This is a genomic window from Bacillus sp. RO1 (genome assembly GCF_012524115.1).
Lineage (GTDB): Bacteria > Bacillota > Bacilli > Bacillales > Bacillaceae_I > Sutcliffiella_A.
This window is the reverse complement of record NZ_JAAZWB010000013.1, coordinates 1-16,631: the sequence shown is the minus strand read 5'-3', so window position 1 is coordinate 16,631 and position 16,631 is coordinate 1. Positions and strand designations below refer to the sequence as shown.

The following is a 16,631-nucleotide window of genomic DNA, read 5'->3' as shown; positions in this document are numbered from 1 at the left end:
CAGGAGGAAAGAAGTCCTGATCGCCGTTATGAAGACCTTGGTGACGAGAAATCAGGAGGAGAGAGGTCCTGATCGCCGTTATGAAGCCCTCAATGACGAAAAATCAGGAGGAGAGAAGTCCTGATCGCCGTTATGAAGACCTCGTTGACGAGAAATCAGGAGGAAAGAGGTCCTGATCGCCGTTATGAATCCCTTGGCTTGGGGTGACAAGGGATTAAGATCTTAGGAACGTGGGTTTAGGTAGCGTTCTTTAATAAAGAAGGTTTGCCTCCAGTAAGAAGGCAAACCTTTCATTCGTCTTATTGCTTATTCTCTTGTTCTTCCGTTGCTGCGGTTTGTTCAATTGAAGCTGCAGCTTCTTCGTGTTGTATCCATTTTTTTTCTGGGCTTTCTTCGTCATCTGTATAGTTAGATAAAGGTTCATCTTCTATTTCTTCTGAGTCAAGTTGTTCATCCACATATTCTGCTTCTTCTATAGGAGTTGCTCTCTCATCTTCCACTGTAAACTGACTGACTTCTTCTTGAAGTTCATTGGCGATATCCGATAGCGAAATAGCTGCTTCGTTCACTTGTTCAATAGCGACTATTTGGTGTTCGCTCGAAGCACTTACCTGTTCTGAAGTTGCAGCTGCCTCTTCAGAAATATAATGGACTTCTGATAGTTTTTCTTCAAGCTGCTTGTTTGATTCAGTTACATGTACAATTGCTTCCTGCACATCATCTACTTTATTATTTATCTCCATAACATTTCCGGCAATTTTTTCAAAAGATGTTTTTGTTTGATTTACCGACTCCTGTTGGAGGTCTCTGTATTCGTTGAATTGTAGGGCGTCATCTGAAAGCTTGCCCATTTGCTTGCCCATTTCTGTTACGAGCTTTTTAATAGATAATGCTTCATGTTTGGAGCGTTCCGCTAATTTCCGAACTTCTTGGGCAACCACGGCAAAACCTCTACCAGCGTCACCTGCACGAGCAGATTCAATGGCAGCATTAAGTGCAAGGAGGTCCGTGTTTTCGGCTATTTCCTGAATGGTGGCTACAATAGAATTAATTTGTTGAGACTGTTTTGTAGCTTGTTGCACACGTTCCGTTAGGTGGTTGGCCAGTTTAAGGAATTGTTCAGAAGAGTTATATAAATCCTTTACTACTGTTAGTCCGTCTTCTCCCATTGTTCTTGCATGATCGGCCTTTGTCTTAATGTCTATACTTAACTGGTTAGCCTGTTCTACTGCGGCCTTTACTCGCTTTAGAATTTCTGTACTTTCATCAAGATGAAGTGCCTGTTCACTTGATCCTATGGCTACTTGTTTAATGGCTTCGTTCACTTCTGTGGACTGAGCGGTCGTCTCTTCAGATATTGCAGCCAGGTTTTGGGAAGAGGACTGAAGCTTATCAGTCGCTTCCATAACTTTTAATAGGGAAACCTGTACCTTTTCAGCCATGCCATTAAAAGTTACTGCTAAGTCAGCCATTTCATCTTTCGTTGTAATGGGTACTCTGTAGGCAAAATTGCCTTCTCCGATCTTGGAAGCACCATCTTTTAACGAACGAATAGAAGAAGCTATTTTTCTATTTAAGAAATAGCCTGTAGAACTTAAAAACACTAATAATAGTCCGCTTATTATTAAGGTTAGCAACATGATGGTCTGAAGCTTGCTATTTGACTCCTCCTGAAGACTTGATTGTACGTCCATTACAGCAGTTTCTACTTCATTTACGCTTTGTTCAACCCCATTACTGATTTCTTCAAAACTTCTAATAAAGCCGTATGAAGAGTTGTAGTTATTATATAGGTCGGTCATCGCCTGAACATAAGGATTATAGAGGTCCAATAGGCCATTTTTTTGCGAATCTGGCAAATCGGTTGCGTCTAATTGCTCTTTGAAGGTCTCGGCGCTTTTCATGAAATCTCTATATCTTGCTTCCTGTTTTGTCGCCATATATTGTTGTTCAAAAAGGCGAAGGTTCATAAGTGTAGCATTCAGTTCCTCTTGATTGGCTCCTCTTACATTAATCACCAAATTTCTTATGACACCGTTCATTTCCCCTTGAAGCCCGGTAAACTCTGTATAACCTATCTCTTTATAAAGTTCTTCTAAAGGAAGAAATTCGTTCATATAGTCGGAAGCTGCTGCTTCGATTTGTGCAAACCGACTAGCGATTTCTTCATATTCTGCGAACTGCTTCTGCATTTCTGCTGCTTCTTGCTTAATGTTTTCAAGGTTTTCCTTCATCACACTGGAAGTTTCGTCGCTTGGTACCCGTAAGAATTCCTGTTCATTTTTCCTAGTGTCTGAAAAAGCGAATTTTATTTCTTTACTACCATTCACAGCTTCAAACAGAGCGGCTTCTTGCTCTTTTGCTGTGGATTGCGTAAAGTAGAAAAAGAAATTAAATAGCAATACGATAATGAGCCCTGTAATGGCAGTCAATAAAATAAATCTAACTCTACCTCTAATTGTTTTCATGTTACCCCCCTAAAACATAAAAGACTTTCGAATTTTATATGTTTTGTTAAAAGTCTGATATTTTAAAGTAATTATAGACATAATTCTACAAAATCCACAACAACCTTTTAACAAAAGCTAGAATATTCTACTAGTATATATCGACTATGTTTCGGTATTATTAAAGTAATAGAGGTAGGAAAAATAAAAAGGAATGAGTGAGAATATGAAATCTTTCTTACATAAAAAAGGAGTGACCCTTTCTCCAAGGGTGTACTTTATTGATGGCCTTAGTTATATGGCTCTTGGACTCTTCTCCTCGCTGATAATCGGCCTGATTATTAAAACAATCGGGGATCAGGCAGGATGGAGTTTCTTCACAGATATGGGTATGTTGGCAATGAGTTTGATGGGTCCGGCAATCGGGGCGGCTGTAGCATATGGCTTGAAAGCGCCCCCGTTGGTGTTGTTTTCTGCCCTTATTGCCGGGGCGGCCGGGGCCCAATTAGGAGGACCTGCCGGTAGTTTCGTTGCAGCATTATTGGCCACCGAAGTCGGGAAGTTGGTCTCAAAGGAAACGAAAGTGGATATCCTGGTGACTCCTTTTGTAACGATACTCACAGGCTTTCTTGTTGCAACCTTCATAGGGCCTCCGATAAACGCTGGGATGAATTCATTAGGATCTGTAATCATGTGGGCCACAGAACAACAGCCTATTGTAATGGGGATTTTAGTAGCCGTTCTGATGGGGTGGGCATTAACGGCACCCATTTCAAGTGCGGCAATTGCTTTGATGTTGGGGCTTGAAGGAATTGCGGCCGGAGCGGCAACAATTGGTTGCGCAGCTCAAATGGTCGGATTTGCTGTTAGCAGTTACCGCGAAAATAAAATGTCAGGGCTATTAGCTCTAGGGATTGGAACTTCCATGCTTCAAGTACCGAATATTATTAGAAACCCCATGATTATCATACCACCAACGATTGCAGGTATGATATTTGCTCCGTTAGGAACTACAATTTTTCAAATGACGAATGTAAAAGAAGGGGCTGGTATGGGGACAAGCGGTTTGGTTGGGCAGATTATGACCTTTACTGCTATGGGGTTCTCTGTGTCAGTCCTAGTAAAAGTCTTGTTACTTCACATTTTGGGTCCTGCTGTGGTAAGTTTAGCGGTATCAGAGTGGATGAGAAAGAAATCGTTCATTAAAGAAGGCGACATGAAAATAAATATTGGAGGATGACGTTTTGATGGAAAAGTTACAATCAATAGAGCAATTCAACCAATTGAAAAGTGAGAAAAAAGTTGTGTTTATGTTTTCCGCGGACTGGTGTCCAGACTGCCGTGTCATTGAACCAGTATTGCCTGAGATTATGGAGAAGTTTAATGAGTTTACGTTTATTTACGTGGATAGAGACAAGTTTATTGATCTCTGCGCTGAGTTGAGCGTATTTGGAATCCCAAGCTTTGTTGGATATAAAAATGGGGAAGAAGCAGGTCGTTTTGTAAGCAAGGATCGCAAAACGCAAGAAGAGATTGAAGCATTTGTTGCTTCGTTAGGGTAATGATTTTTTAAGGAGCAGGCAATCACGGTGTCCCGTGTTTGCCTGCTCCTTTTCATTTAACTAGTTATTTTTCTTGCCAGATGTTTTAGGCTTCTTTTTACCTTTCCCATTGCCATCATCATTGATGAACAGCTTACCATCTGCAATAGCTCGAGTCACGTTGCCGAAGTCATCTGATACTTTAACCTCGATTTCCGCTCCGCTTGCCACGACGCTAGAAGTAGCAGTCCAATATCCTACATAATAGCCAGGAGATTGTTCCATTAATGGAAGTTCAACCGCATTGCTTACTTCATTGTTTACGTCGTTTCCTTGCATCATCATAGAAGCATTTGTTAATGGCATACGGATAGAGAATGTTGCACGCAGGCCTTCTTCACTGTTAAATTCGATCTTCACAGATTCACCTGCACTTAAATGCTTATCTTCCGTTGGCTTTAGATTTGTGATTTCTGGCGCAGCGTAATTAGCATAAACCGTTACATCTTGTCTTTTACGGTTACCAGCTAAATCCTGAGCAACAACACGAATGTTATTTTCACCATTTTCAAGCATTACCCTTAAAGAGTAAGTGCCATCTTCAACAGTAGCTTTCTTGCCGTTAACTTTTACAAAGTCAAGGTTTTCATCGACTACTGTTCCTGTTACGATAACCGTTTCACGGTTCGTTTTGGCACCATCTTCAGGGTTTGTAATGGCAAGTTCAGGTTTAGCCTGATCAAGAACGATCGTGACAGATGCTGATTCTTCCGTCTCGCCAGTATCAGTGGAAGATTTAGCTGTCAACACGTTCGCTCCTTTAGCCAGTTCAATACTTACAGCAAACGTACCTTCATCGGTAGCGGTAGTAGTTGCAATTTCTTCGCCGTTGTTCATCACATGAACCGTTGTAGTTGGTGAAGCACTACCTTCCACCGTTACAGCTGATTCATTTGTGAATGTTCCATCAGCAGGAGAAGTAATGGTAGGCGCTGTTACTTCAAAATTAACCAATGCACGAATCATGTAGTTACCTTCTTCTTCAGGAGAAGGAGACCATGCACCGCCGACATACTGCCAGCTGCGGCCAGCGTTTTCTCCATCTTCATCTGTTCCGAGTCCAGGAGCATTCGGATTCGGTTGAGACTGGATGTAAACCATGTAGAAATCTTTTTCTACGATGATTCCATGTTCAGCCAAGTCAACAGTTGTCCATTCGCCATTACGAAGTGCCGTTCCATCAAAAGGTCCAGCAAGTTTGGATCCAGGTGCTCCATCTGTGCCAGATGCATCCCAAACCTCTACTTTAAAGTCTGTACCACCAGGGGTTGGCCATGTAGTATCCCAGAATCGGAACAAGCCACCAGTTACAAGAGCACTGTTTTGTCCTTCAGGTAGGGACATTTTTACTGCCCAACCGTTGCCGGCATCATAGAATGCTCGGGCATTCTCAGCAGTACCATCGTCATAGCTGATTTCACCAGGATATCCGATGAATGGGCGCAATTCGATGTCAAGCTCTGTTGTAGCGTCTCCTTCAATGGAAATCTCCACATTTTCACTGTAATAAGAAGGAGCCATAACACGTAGCGTGTAGTCGCCTTCATAAGCAGTAATAGAGAAGTTTCCGTTTTCATCAGTTGTTACAGGTGCAATAGCTGCATCCTCAACAAGCATCAATGTTGCGTTGGCAACAGGGTCACCTGTAGCGCTGTTTGTTACAGTACCAGTAACAGATCCTTGTGCAATTTCGTCTAAGACGAAGTTAGCAGTCGCCTCACCGTCTGGAGCGATCTCAACTGTTTGTTGAGCTGGGTGATATCCATAAGCTTCAGCTTGCACAGTGAATGTGCCTGCCGCATGTAGCAGCTCGTACAGTCCGTTCGCAGGATTTGTGTTAACAGAGCGGTTTGTTTCCAGTACAGTCACTTGTGCATGTAAAGGAAGTGCTGCTGGGTTAACATCATCTTTCACTGCTTCTTCCTTTTCAGGAGTAGCAACCGGATGGATTTTATCAGGATTTACTTGCTCCTCTTTTACTTCCACTTTCTCTTCTTTCGTTACTTCTAGTTGAGTAGAAGCAGATTCTGTTGCATTAGATTCTGCAGATAATGCTACATCGTCAATGTACCAGCCTGTACGTACAACACTTCCGTCTGTTGTAACGTTAAAGCCAATGTAAATGCGTTGACCAGCATATTCAGAAAGGTCAACTTCTCTAGCAGTCCAGCTTTGGCTGATCCCATCAAAACGTAGGAGTTGTGTCCAGTTTTCTTGGTCTGTGGAGACAAATACATGAGCGAAATCGTAACGAGTTTCTAGATTGAACCAGTTCATGAACTGTAGGTATGCACCACTATCTTCAGGAAGGTCGATAGGAGGCATCACTAGGGTCATGTTTGCACGGTTACCGTAGTTGCCTTCAAGGTTCGTTCCATATACTTTTTCACCGGAATTTGCTTCAGTCGGACCAGCTGCTGGTACACCCCATTGCCAAGTGTTTTCAGCTCCGAAGGAATACCAGCCAACTGGATCTGTTTCAAAGTCTGTAGAATAACCAACAGTAATACCTGGTTGAACGCTCACTTCGTACGTATCTGATGTTACTTCATTGCCACCGAAGTCAACAATGTGAAAGCGATAAGATACAGAAGGTTCTCCAATGTCATCACCAGGGATGGATGCTGTGTAAGTAGCGTCATTGTAAGAACCAGATGCACGTTCTGCCGCAAGATCTACCCAATCACCAGCAGTGTTTTGAAATTGCAATGTTACAGACGAAATACTTACATTATCCTGAACATGAATGCTTAAAGGAAGGCTCATGCCAGCATACGTTTCTGCAGGAGCTGTATGTTCGAATGTTGGAGCTTCGATATCTTCTCCATCCTTCGCAACTTGTCCTTTGATTTTTCCAAGACCGGAAATGATGGAAGATACAGCATCAAAGGCATTTACGATACCGTGTCCATATCCGTTGTTTGGAGAGTCAGGGAAGTTAGAGTCGGTTCTTTCCGTTGCAGTAGTCATCAAAATTTCCTCAATGTCTGCTACAGTCAGATTAGAGTTGACCTGTTTAAGTAGTGCAACCACACCGGCTACGTGCGGGCTTGCCATGGAGGTACCACTTGCAGCACCATAGCTGTTTCCGGGGAAGGAAGAACGAACTCCAACTCCAGGTGCGGATACTTCAGGCTTAATTTCTTCATAAGGTGATGGACCTTGTAAAGAAAAGCTTGCAAGATTCATATTCACATCTGTCGCACCAGTAGCAAAAGATTCCGGATAGTTACCAGGAGTGGAAACGGATCCAGGACCTCCAGGGTTTCCAATACGTGTATTTCCAGCTGCGAAAGCTGGGAAGATATCAGCTGCTACCCATGCTTGTACCATCGGACGATACCACTCATCTAAGCCAGGTCCGCCTCCCCAAGAATTGTTGACAACGTCCGGAGCCATTGCAGGGTTTGGAGTTCCGCTTGCATCCTTTGGAGCTAAAATCCACTCACCAGCTGCAAGTAGTGCAACGTCTGTACCACCAGATGGAGTAAATGCTTTAACGCCGATCCATTTTGCTCCAGGAGCAACCCCAATTTGGTTAGATCCATTCGGCTCGGAACCGACCATTATACCTGTTACGTGGGTACCGTGACCGTCATCATCGTAAGGAATGGACTGGTTTGCAGGAGTAGCGTCAAACCAGTTGTACTCATGATTTGAACTACCACCATTGTAGCCGCGGTATTTTTCCATTAATGCCGGGTGATCCCATTGGACACCAGTATCAATGCTTGCGACTACAGTCCCTTGACCGTCTACTCCCATTTCCCATGCTTGAGGTGCCCCAATTTGAGCAACACCCCACTCGATGTTCTCGAGATTTGCAGCAGGCTTTTCCTCTACTGCTATGTCAGTTGTAGCGGCCGCTTCAGCTGACGGGTCCAACTGACGTACTTCGTTTGGTAGAAGCTTTTCAATCTCTGGGAATCTAGCAAGCTCTTCCATTACTTCTTTCGTAGCAGTAACGGCCATACCGTTTACTACATAGAAGGATTGAATGTCCTTTGCTTTTCCTTCTGCTACCGCTTTTTCAAGATACTCTTTTACATTTGCTTGGGTTTCGATTGATGTTGCTCTTAACTCAGATACAACAGCATTACGCTTCATCAGTTTTTCTTGTCCAGCAGAAGCTTTCTGTACCTTGGCTGCTTCCACAGCTTTAGCAGCTACTGCCTGCGTATCTACCTGTTCTTTAAATTTGATAAGGAAGGTAACTTTTTCCCCATCTTTAGAAAACTGTGTAGATAAACGATCCGTTATTTTACTTGCCATCACTTCTTTAGATTCACCCAAAGAGATGGAAGCTTTTGTCCCTTGTGCAGAAGCTGTACCAAAGTTAAAGCTTGGGGCGATCAGTAATAAACACATAATGATACTGAATACTCTAGCAAAATTACGTTTGTTCTTCCTACTCATTCAACATCCCCCTTTAAAATGAAATACAAAAAAACCTATGAATCTTCCCCCCTTTTCGTTAAGAAAATGTCCACCTGCCCCTGCGGAAGGTAGAGTTTTGCACTATGTAGGAGTATCTCGGTGACAATTAAAGATTAATAAAGTGTGTAGAAGAATAGTGTCGAAAAAGAAAGAAAAATATCAGAATATTCTAAAAATAGTTCGTTGGTGTGAGACAGGTTTTTCACAATAGTAAATTGGTAGAGGTTGGATAAAAAGTGACAAAACGAAGTAAAATTGTAAAATAATTCTATACGATAAGATTTAACCATATATATCAACCTGTTCAACAGGTGTCTGGGTAATAGTGGAAATGTCCTAGTGGGATTCGATATTTGACACTCCACAAAAAAACAAGCAAAATCTACTAGTCTCTCTATTCCTAAAAGAATAAAGGGTGCCAATATGAGTACTAAGTTTTAGGCAATCAACGAGTATCTAAGGCCTTTTGAAGGGTGAAGTACAGGTAGAAAGGGGTATGAAGTCAATTAGACGAGAAAATAAGGAATGCGCATGACGTCCATGCCCTTCTTTTTATAAAACAGACTTCGACAATTACATTCTTTCATTGATTTGTTGTACAATAAAGGATAAGCAATAAAGAGAAAGGATTGTTTCTCATGGGAAAAATGACAGTACTTAAAATTAAAAGATTGATGGAAGAGAAATTATCCCATCCAAACTGGGTATTTACATATGATCGAGAAAAAGAATCCTTACGGGTTGAAGATAAGGAAACACAAAAAGGAATTACGATCTCACTTCAAGGTGTGCTTTCAAAATACGAACAAGCCAATGATCTAAATGCAATTGAAGAATATGTGTATTACGTCAAAGAAGCTCTAACTAGTATGAAGATGCCTGTTCAATTGAATGGGGCTGAACGTCATATTTATCCTGTTATTCGCTCTACTTCATTCCCAACGACAAGTAATGACATTCCGTTGGTTTATGATAACCATACAGCGGAAACTAGGATTTACTATGCGGTAGATTTAGGAAAATCCTATAAGTTGATTGATGAGCAACTTCTCCAAAGAGAGAATCTAACCAAGAATACTATTAAAGAAATGGCGATGTTCAATGTTAGATCGCTTTCAACAAATGTGAAAGAAGACGTGGTCGCAGGAAATAGCTTTTATTTTGTCCGTTCCAATGATGGTTACGATGCAAGCAGAATATTAAATGAGTCTTTCTTAGATTCGTTTAAAAAGCAAGTTTCTGGGACGATGACTGTATCGGTTCCTCATCAGGATGTTTTAATACTTTCAGATATTCAAAACGAAGTAGGCTATGACATTCTTGCCGAATTGACCATGAGCTTCTTCGTAAACGGCAAAATCCCAATCACCGCCCTATCCTTCCTGTATGAAGAAGGAGAACTAGAACCAATATTCATCCTAGGAAAAGACAACAAGAAAAACAAGTAAATATTTCCCCCAAGTTGACTGGAGTGCAAGGTGTGAGACTCCAGCGGGGGAGTAACGGTAGCTTAGACCCCGCAGGCGAAGCCGAGGCTAATGAAAACTGAAATCTTATGTACTTAGTGATTTCTAGCTGTTGATTGAAGCAAAAGGCGGAGACTCCTTAGGGAGATAGCGCTAGGTGGAGACCCCACAGGCGAAGCCGAGGAGGCTCAAGCAGCGCCCCTAGGAATGCGAAGCCATTTGCGGAGATCAACAGCGGTGGACTAAAGAACTCAAATAAAGAAAGGAAGAAAAACATGACCATAAACGTGTACTATAACCAAGAAGGCATCGGCGACACACTACTAATCTACATAAAAGAAATCAATTTAAACAATCGAATGGTAGAAAAAACCGGAGACATTGCGAAGATTATAGATAAAGAAACAAAAGAAATAGCAGGATACAACCTTTTCAACGCATCCAAATATGTAGCAGTCAACGACTTTAAAGGCCCAGTCAACCTGACAGAAGACCTGATTGCAGAACTTAATAAAGCTCTAAACGAAAATGGGGTAAAGGAAACACTTAATCCCGACCTCAGCCCAAAATTTGTTGTCGGACATGTGACGGATAAAGAGAAACATCCAAATGCAGATAAACTAAGTGTATGTAAAGTGGATATAGGAACAGAAGTACTTCAGATTGTTTGTGGTGCCCAAAATGTGGATAGCGGACAATATGTCGTAGTGGCAAAGGTCGGGGCAGTTATGCCAAGCGGACTAGTTATTAGAGATGCAGAACTTAGAGGCGTTGCATCCTCAGGAATGATTTGCTCTGCAAAAGAACTAGATCTTCCCGATGCACCCGCTGAAAAAGGCATCCTTGTTTTAGAAGCTGAAAAATATGAAGCGGGACAACCGTTTTCAGGTTAATTCCGAGATGGCTTTCATTTCCACCACTAGATGCTCTCTAGTGGTTTTTTGCCTACTGAACCTGTTAGAAGTACAGGTTACGAACAACAAAGAAAGAGTGTGATGAATGTGAACTGGTTTAAAAAGCTGTTTGCTCAGCTAAGTGATGAGGAAGAAAGAACCATTGAGCAAGATTACGCTAAGAAACCGGAAAATAAGCAAAAACAACCAACAGCAAAAATAGCATATCAATATCCTACTGGGAAATTTCGCTTTCCTCTTATACCAGATGATGGTAAACAAGAACAACAGCCGAGACAGGAAAAAAGACAAAAGCCGAAAGCTCAGCAGCCTAGTAAATCCACAGAACAAAACAAGTCTGAAACTATAAAAGTAAAACAAGAAAAACCCACTGAAGAGCCGGTAAAAAAACAAGAACCTGCAAAGAAGAAAAGCGCGCATAGAGCCTTTGAAAAAGTAACCAATAAAAATAAACAACCTTTCCATCCTACAGAAGTGGTGTCTCCAATTTATGGATACAAACCACGTCCGTTTCCGGAAAAGAAAGAAGAATTTATACCTGAGATCGAGCTGCATAGTAGAGAGCCAATCTTTAATGAGGTAGCCGAATTAAACCCATTAGAAAGTTACTCTAGTACAAGCTTTGAAAACACAGACAAGTCAAAGGTACAAGCTTTTAGTGATGAGTTAATAAAAGAGGAAAAAGAATCTTCAGGAGATAGAGAGAATTCCATCACTTCATTGATAGACAGAGCTGTCAGTGAAGAACGATCGGAAGTTGTATATGAAGAGATAGAGGAAATAGAAGAAACTGAAGGAATGGTAGTAGAAGAAATAAAAGAAATAGAACCAATGGATAATGTCAGCGAAGTTAATGAAGAAGCTTCTTCTTATCAACAGGAATCAGCTGCAACTTTGGAGTACAGCGAGCCTAAAAGCGTACCGGTAGAAACTCCAAAAACAGAGGTGTTTCATAAAAAGGCTTCTTCTTCCAAACAGAATATCCCGTTTAATGTCATTATGCTTAAACAGGATAAACGCTCATTAGAAAGAAAACAGCAAATGATGTCCAAAGAAGAAGGGACGCAACCATATTACAGAAAACCGCCAATTACAATGCTCGCCATCCCACCACAGCATTCTCAAGGTGACCAGGATTGGGTAGAAGCGCAAAAGCAATTACTAGACGAAACCTTACATCATTTCAGGGTCGGTGCCAAAGTAGTAAAAGCAACACAAGGGCCATCTGTTACTCAATTTGAAGTACAACCAGAACCTGGTGTAAAGGTAAATAAAATCACCAATTTAAGTGATGATATTAAACTGAGTTTGTCTGCGCGTGATATTCGGATGGAGGCGCCAATACCAGGGAAAAACACGATTGGAATTGAAGTGCCTAATCGTGTAAGTAAGCCCGTATTTATAAGAGAAATTATTCGACACCCATCTTTTATCCAGAATAATTCTCCATTGACTGTAGCTTTGGGGTTGGATATTTCAGGTCAACCTGTCGTGTTGGATTTGCAGAAAATGCCACACGGATTGATTGCCGGTGCAACGGGATCTGGAAAAAGCGTTTGTGTAAACTCTATCATTATGAGTTTGTTATATAAAAGTACTCCAGACGAAGTGAAACTTTTATTGATAGATCCCAAAATGGTAGAACTTACACCTTACAACCACATTCCACATCTTGTCAGCCCGGTCATCACAGATGTAAAAGCAGCAACGGCTGCGTTGAAATGGGCAGTGGAAGAGATGGAACGTCGTTATGAGTTGTTTGTTCATGCAGGCGTAAGAGATATAGGAAAGTACAATGAAACTGCGAAAAAGCATAACCAAGAAACCTTGCCATATATGGTCATCATCATTGATGAATTGGCTGACCTGATGATGGTTGCTCCAAGCGACGTAGAAGAGGCAATCTGTCGTATTGCCCAAAAAGCACGTGCTTGCGGGATGCATTTATTGATAGCCACACAGCGTCCGTCGGTAGATGTTATTACAGGTCTTATCAAGGCAAATATTCCAACACGGATTGCGTTCTCTGTTTCATCCCAAGTTGATTCCAGAACTATCATTGATATTGGCGGGGCTGAGCGCCTTCTTGGGAGAGGAGATATGCTGTTGCTTGAAAATGGTGCTCCTAAGCCAATCAGGGTACAAGGAAACTTTGTATCAGATGAGGAGATAGAGAGAGCGGTTGACCATGTTCGTAAAGAGCAAAAGCCTAATTATTTGTTTGAGCAAAGCGAATTGCTAAAAGAGAGCACCGTACAAGAAGAAGATGAGCTCTTTTTAGAAGCATGTCAATACGTAATTGATCAAAATGGTGCATCCACTTCCAGTTTACAAAGAAGATTTCGAATTGGCTATAACCGTGCTGCCCGATTAATGGAAATGATGGAGGACCAAGGTGTCATATCGGGTCCAAAAGGTAGCAAACCAAGAGATGTACTTGTTTCAGAAGGGGAGCTTGTCAGTATGCAAGATTCTGACTTTTAATGCTCCTTAACTGAAGTTGTTGTAAATGGATACAAACTTCTATTATTATTAATACTAGTTAACAATAGGAGTCGGTATATCCGACAAGACAGTAACCCAAAAAGGGTCTTAAGGAGCTTTTAAGAGGATGAAAGAAATTGAGTTGAAGCTGCAAGGAAAAATTAAAAGGCTGACCAACCGCACGTTTAAATTTGATGAGCGTGTAAAAGAAGGATGGTTTTCAGCTGTATATTTTTTGAAAACACGAGAAATTGTTAAAGAGTTTAAACCAGATAACATAGTGACGATGCAATTTTTTCAAAAAGATCATGCGGTCTTATGTGGAACAGACGAAGTCATTGCATTGATTAAGACTTTCGCTGATGATCCGGAATCACTGGAAATTTACTCCTTAAAAGATGGAGACAAAATTGCTCCGTTTGAAACAGTGTTAACCATTACAGGCCCTTATCAGAATTTTGGATTCTTGGAAGGAGTAATTGATGGTATTCTGGCCAGAAGAACATCGGTGTCTACGAACGTTTATAATGTAGTGAAAGCTGCAGGACAAAAGCCAGTCATTTTCATGGGAGATCGTGATGATCATTATACCCAACAAGCTGGGGACGGATATGCAGCGCATATTGGAGGCTCCACAGCCCAAGCAACCCATGCGATGAATGAATGGTGGGGTAAAAAAGGGATGGGCACGATGCCGCATGCTCTCATCCAACTATTTAATGGGGATGTAGTAGAAGCTTCTAAAGCATACCATGCCAAATTTCCCGAAGATGACCTGTTGGTTCTCGTAGATTATAACAATGATGTCATAACGGATGCATTGAGAGTAGCAAGAGAATTCGGTGACAAGCTAAAGGGAGTCCGTGTCGATACATCCAGAACCATGATCGATCAGCATTTCATCCGCCATCAGGATGTACTGGGAACCTTTGATCCACGCGGAGTTAATGCCCCACTTGTCTTTGCATTGCGTGAAGCCTTGGATAAAGAAGGTTTCCACCATGTTAAGATAGTAGTAAGTGGTGGTTTCAGTGAACAACGCATCAGGGAATTCGAAGAGCAGAATGTGCCAGTCGATATATATGGTGTGGGAGGAAGCTTGCTGAAAATTCACATTGGTTTTACTGGAGATAATGTTGTGTTAAACGGGGAACCCCAAGCAAAGGCGGGAAGAAAATACCGTTTCAATGAACGATTGGAAAAAGTGGATTAAAGTATACCAGTACGTGGTATATGGAGAAACTGGTAGGAAGACGGTCTATCAGTTTTTTCCTATGATGTTCCGATACATAAGGGTACGGTAGAGGAAATGTTGAATTAGTGCTATAATAGATCGTTGTTAAGAAAAGTCTTTTCTACATATGGTTTTAATCCTTAAACTTCAGGGAATAAGGGAATTAGCATTTTTTGACGCTAATCATATAATGGATTATCTATGCGGAGAAAACTACGTTTGGTACAAAAATAAAAACTATTATTCAGTTCGTTTGCATGAGTAAGCGATTAAATATAGATAAATGTTGGAGGTATTTTCATGACCATTTATCATTTTGTTGGTATTAAAGGATCAGGAATGAGTGCCCTTGCCGGTATATTGGACGATATGCAATTTCAAGTACAAGGGTCAGATATTGAGAAGAGGTTCTTTACGCAAAAAGGTCTCGAAGAAAAAGGGATTACCATCCTCCCTTTTGACAAAGACAATATTACGGAAGATATGACGGTTATTGCCGGTAATGCATTTCCTGACACACATGAGGAGATAGAAGCGGCAAAAGAACTAAATATTCCAGTCATACGGTATCCGCAATTCCTGGGCCAATTTATGGAGAAATACACCAGTATTGCCGTAACGGGAGCGCACGGAAAGACGTCTACAACAGGATTGCTTTCTCATGTCATTCAAGGTGCGAAGCCTACATCTTACCTTATTGGAGATGGCACAGGTCGTGGAGTAGAGGGTAGCGAATATTTTGTATTTGAAGCTTGTGAGTACAAAAGACATTTCTTATCCTATTTTCCTGATTACACGATTATGACAAATATCGATTTTGACCATCCGGATTATTTTGGCAGTATTGATGATGTGTTTTCTGCATTCCAGGAGATGGCTATGCAAGTGAAGAAGGGAATCATTGCATGTGGAGATGACGAGTACCTGCATAAAATCCAGGCAAAAGTTCCAGTTATCTACTATGGTTTCGGGGAAGAGAATGATTTCCAAGCACGTCATGTGGAAAAATCAACAGAAGGTACCACATTTGATGTTTATGTACGTAATAACCATTATGCTACATTTAAAATAAATGGGTATGGTGACCACAACATTATGAACTCCTTGGCTGTCATTGCTTTATGTCACTACGAGGAAATACCTGTCGATGTGATTCAAAGCCAGTTGCTGACATTTGAAGGAGTTAAACGAAGATTTTCAGAGAAAGTAATAGGCTCTCAAGTTTTGATAGATGATTATGCGCATCATCCAACTGAAATCCGTGCGACTATTGATGCAGCCAATCAAAAGTATCCTGATCGCGACGTGATTGCCGTATTCCAACCGCATACATTTACAAGAACTCAAACTTTCTTGAATGAATTTGCAGAAAGCTTAAACGGAGCGGATCAAGTTTACTTGTGTGATATATTCGGGTCTGCTAGAGAGAATCAAGGGAAGCTGACGATTAATGATTTGTTGGAGAAAATAGACCGTGCAGAAATTCTGACAGAAGAAGGAACGGAGTTGTTGGCAAAGCATGAAAATAGCGTCATTATTTTCATGGGAGCCGGTGATGTTACCAAGTTCCAAGAAGCATATGAGAAGTCACTTCAGCATGAAGTAGAATAAAAAATATATGAGAACCGGTTTTCTTCTCACAGGGGGGAAAGCCGGTTTTTATTTTGTTGAATGAAATGAAGACCTCTGTAGCGCGAAAACGGATAGAGAGGTGTTTTGAAAAGAGGTATGAAGACTTCAGCAGCGCCAAAATGAGTAGAGAGAGGTCTTGAGGAGAGGTATGAAGACTTCAGTAAAGCGAAAATGGATAGAGAGAGGTCTTGAGGAGGGGTATGAAGACTGCAGCAGCGCCAATATGGATAGAGAGAGGTGTTGAGGAGAGGTATGAAGACTTCTGTAGCGTGAAAATGTGTAGAGAGAGGTCTTGAGAAGAGGTATGAAGACTTCAGTAGCGCCAAAATGAGTAGAGAGAGGTCTTGAGAAGAGGTATGAAGACTTCAGCAAAGCCAAAATGAGTAGAGAGAGGTCTTGAGAAGGGGTATGAAGAC

9 protein-coding genes are annotated in these 16,631 nt (G+C 41.4%); 7 read left to right on the top strand and 2 right to left on the bottom strand.

The features are described 5' to 3' along the window. Positions 1–299: 299 nt before the first annotated feature. Positions 300–2,468 carry a methyl-accepting chemotaxis protein gene (locus tag HC179_RS00450; RefSeq protein WP_168862551.1) on the bottom strand — a complete coding sequence of 723 codons (2,169 nt, stop codon included), beginning with the start codon at positions 2,466–2,468 and terminating at the stop codon, positions 300–302. A 205-nt stretch (positions 2,469–2,673) separates the two neighbouring features. On the opposite strand from HC179_RS00450, the gene HC179_RS00445 reads away from it, so the two are divergent. Both HC179_RS00445 and HC179_RS00440 read left to right on the top strand, forming a co-directional pair. After that, positions 2,674–3,687, top strand: coding sequence for a PTS sugar transporter subunit IIC (locus HC179_RS00445; protein WP_168862550.1), 1,014 nt, complete (start codon positions 2,674–2,676; stop codon positions 3,685–3,687). A 7-nt stretch (positions 3,688–3,694) separates the two neighbouring features. Continuing rightward, positions 3,695–4,009: a thioredoxin family protein gene (locus tag HC179_RS00440; protein WP_168862549.1), complete on the top strand. Its 315-nt coding sequence runs from the start codon at positions 3,695–3,697 to the stop codon at positions 4,007–4,009. A gap of 60 nt (positions 4,010–4,069) precedes the next feature. On the opposite strand, the gene HC179_RS00435 is transcribed toward HC179_RS00440, so the two are convergent. Then, complete coding sequence (locus HC179_RS00435) at positions 4,070–8,464, bottom strand: S8 family peptidase (RefSeq protein WP_168862548.1); 4,395 nt, start codon at positions 8,462–8,464, stop codon at positions 4,070–4,072. A 659-nt stretch (positions 8,465–9,123) separates the two neighbouring features. On the opposite strand from HC179_RS00435, the gene HC179_RS00430 reads away from it, so the two are divergent. The 5 genes from HC179_RS00430 (at position 9,124) to murC (ending at position 16,194) form a co-directional block, all read left to right on the top strand. Then, positions 9,124–9,933 (top strand): DUF1444 domain-containing protein, encoded by an 810-nt coding sequence (locus tag HC179_RS00430; protein ID WP_168862547.1) that lies wholly within the window; start codon positions 9,124–9,126, stop codon positions 9,931–9,933. A 299-nt stretch (positions 9,934–10,232) separates the two neighbouring features. Next, positions 10,233–10,844 (top strand): YtpR family tRNA-binding protein, encoded by a 612-nt coding sequence (gene ytpR, locus HC179_RS00425; RefSeq protein ID WP_168862553.1) that lies wholly within the window; start codon positions 10,233–10,235, stop codon positions 10,842–10,844. 108 nt (positions 10,845–10,952) lie between these two features. Continuing rightward, a complete protein-coding gene (locus tag HC179_RS00420; protein ID WP_346775094.1) occupies positions 10,953–13,349 on the top strand; it encodes a DNA translocase FtsK in 2,397 nt (798 codons plus the stop codon). Positions 13,350–13,476: 127 nt separating this feature from the next. Continuing rightward, positions 13,477–14,562, top strand: coding sequence for a nicotinate phosphoribosyltransferase (locus tag HC179_RS00415; RefSeq protein WP_168862546.1), 1,086 nt, complete (start codon positions 13,477–13,479; stop codon positions 14,560–14,562). 321 nt (positions 14,563–14,883) lie between these two features. After that, on the top strand, positions 14,884–16,194 hold the full coding sequence (gene murC / locus HC179_RS00410) for a UDP-N-acetylmuramate--L-alanine ligase (RefSeq protein ID WP_168862545.1): 1,311 nt from the start codon (positions 14,884–14,886) through the stop codon (positions 16,192–16,194). Positions 16,195–16,631 lie beyond the last annotated feature (437 nt).

Excerpts from the sequence above, each read along its gene's own strand:
- HC179_RS00450 (WP_168862551.1), bottom strand. The coding sequence starts at position 2,468 with ATGAAAACAATTAGAGGTAGAGTTAGATTTATTTTATTGACTGCCATT.
- HC179_RS00445 (WP_168862550.1), top strand. The coding sequence starts at position 2,674 with ATGAAATCTTTCTTACATAAAAAAGGAGTGACCCTTTCTCCAAGGGTG.
- HC179_RS00440 (WP_168862549.1), top strand. The coding sequence starts at position 3,695 with ATGGAAAAGTTACAATCAATAGAGCAATTCAACCAATTGAAAAGTGAG.
- HC179_RS00435 (WP_168862548.1), bottom strand. The coding sequence starts at position 8,464 with ATGAGTAGGAAGAACAAACGTAATTTTGCTAGAGTATTCAGTATCATT.
- HC179_RS00430 (WP_168862547.1), top strand. The coding sequence starts at position 9,124 with ATGGGAAAAATGACAGTACTTAAAATTAAAAGATTGATGGAAGAGAAA.
- HC179_RS00415 (WP_168862546.1), top strand. The coding sequence starts at position 13,477 with ATGAAAGAAATTGAGTTGAAGCTGCAAGGAAAAATTAAAAGGCTGACC.
- murC (WP_168862545.1), top strand. The coding sequence starts at position 14,884 with ATGACCATTTATCATTTTGTTGGTATTAAAGGATCAGGAATGAGTGCC.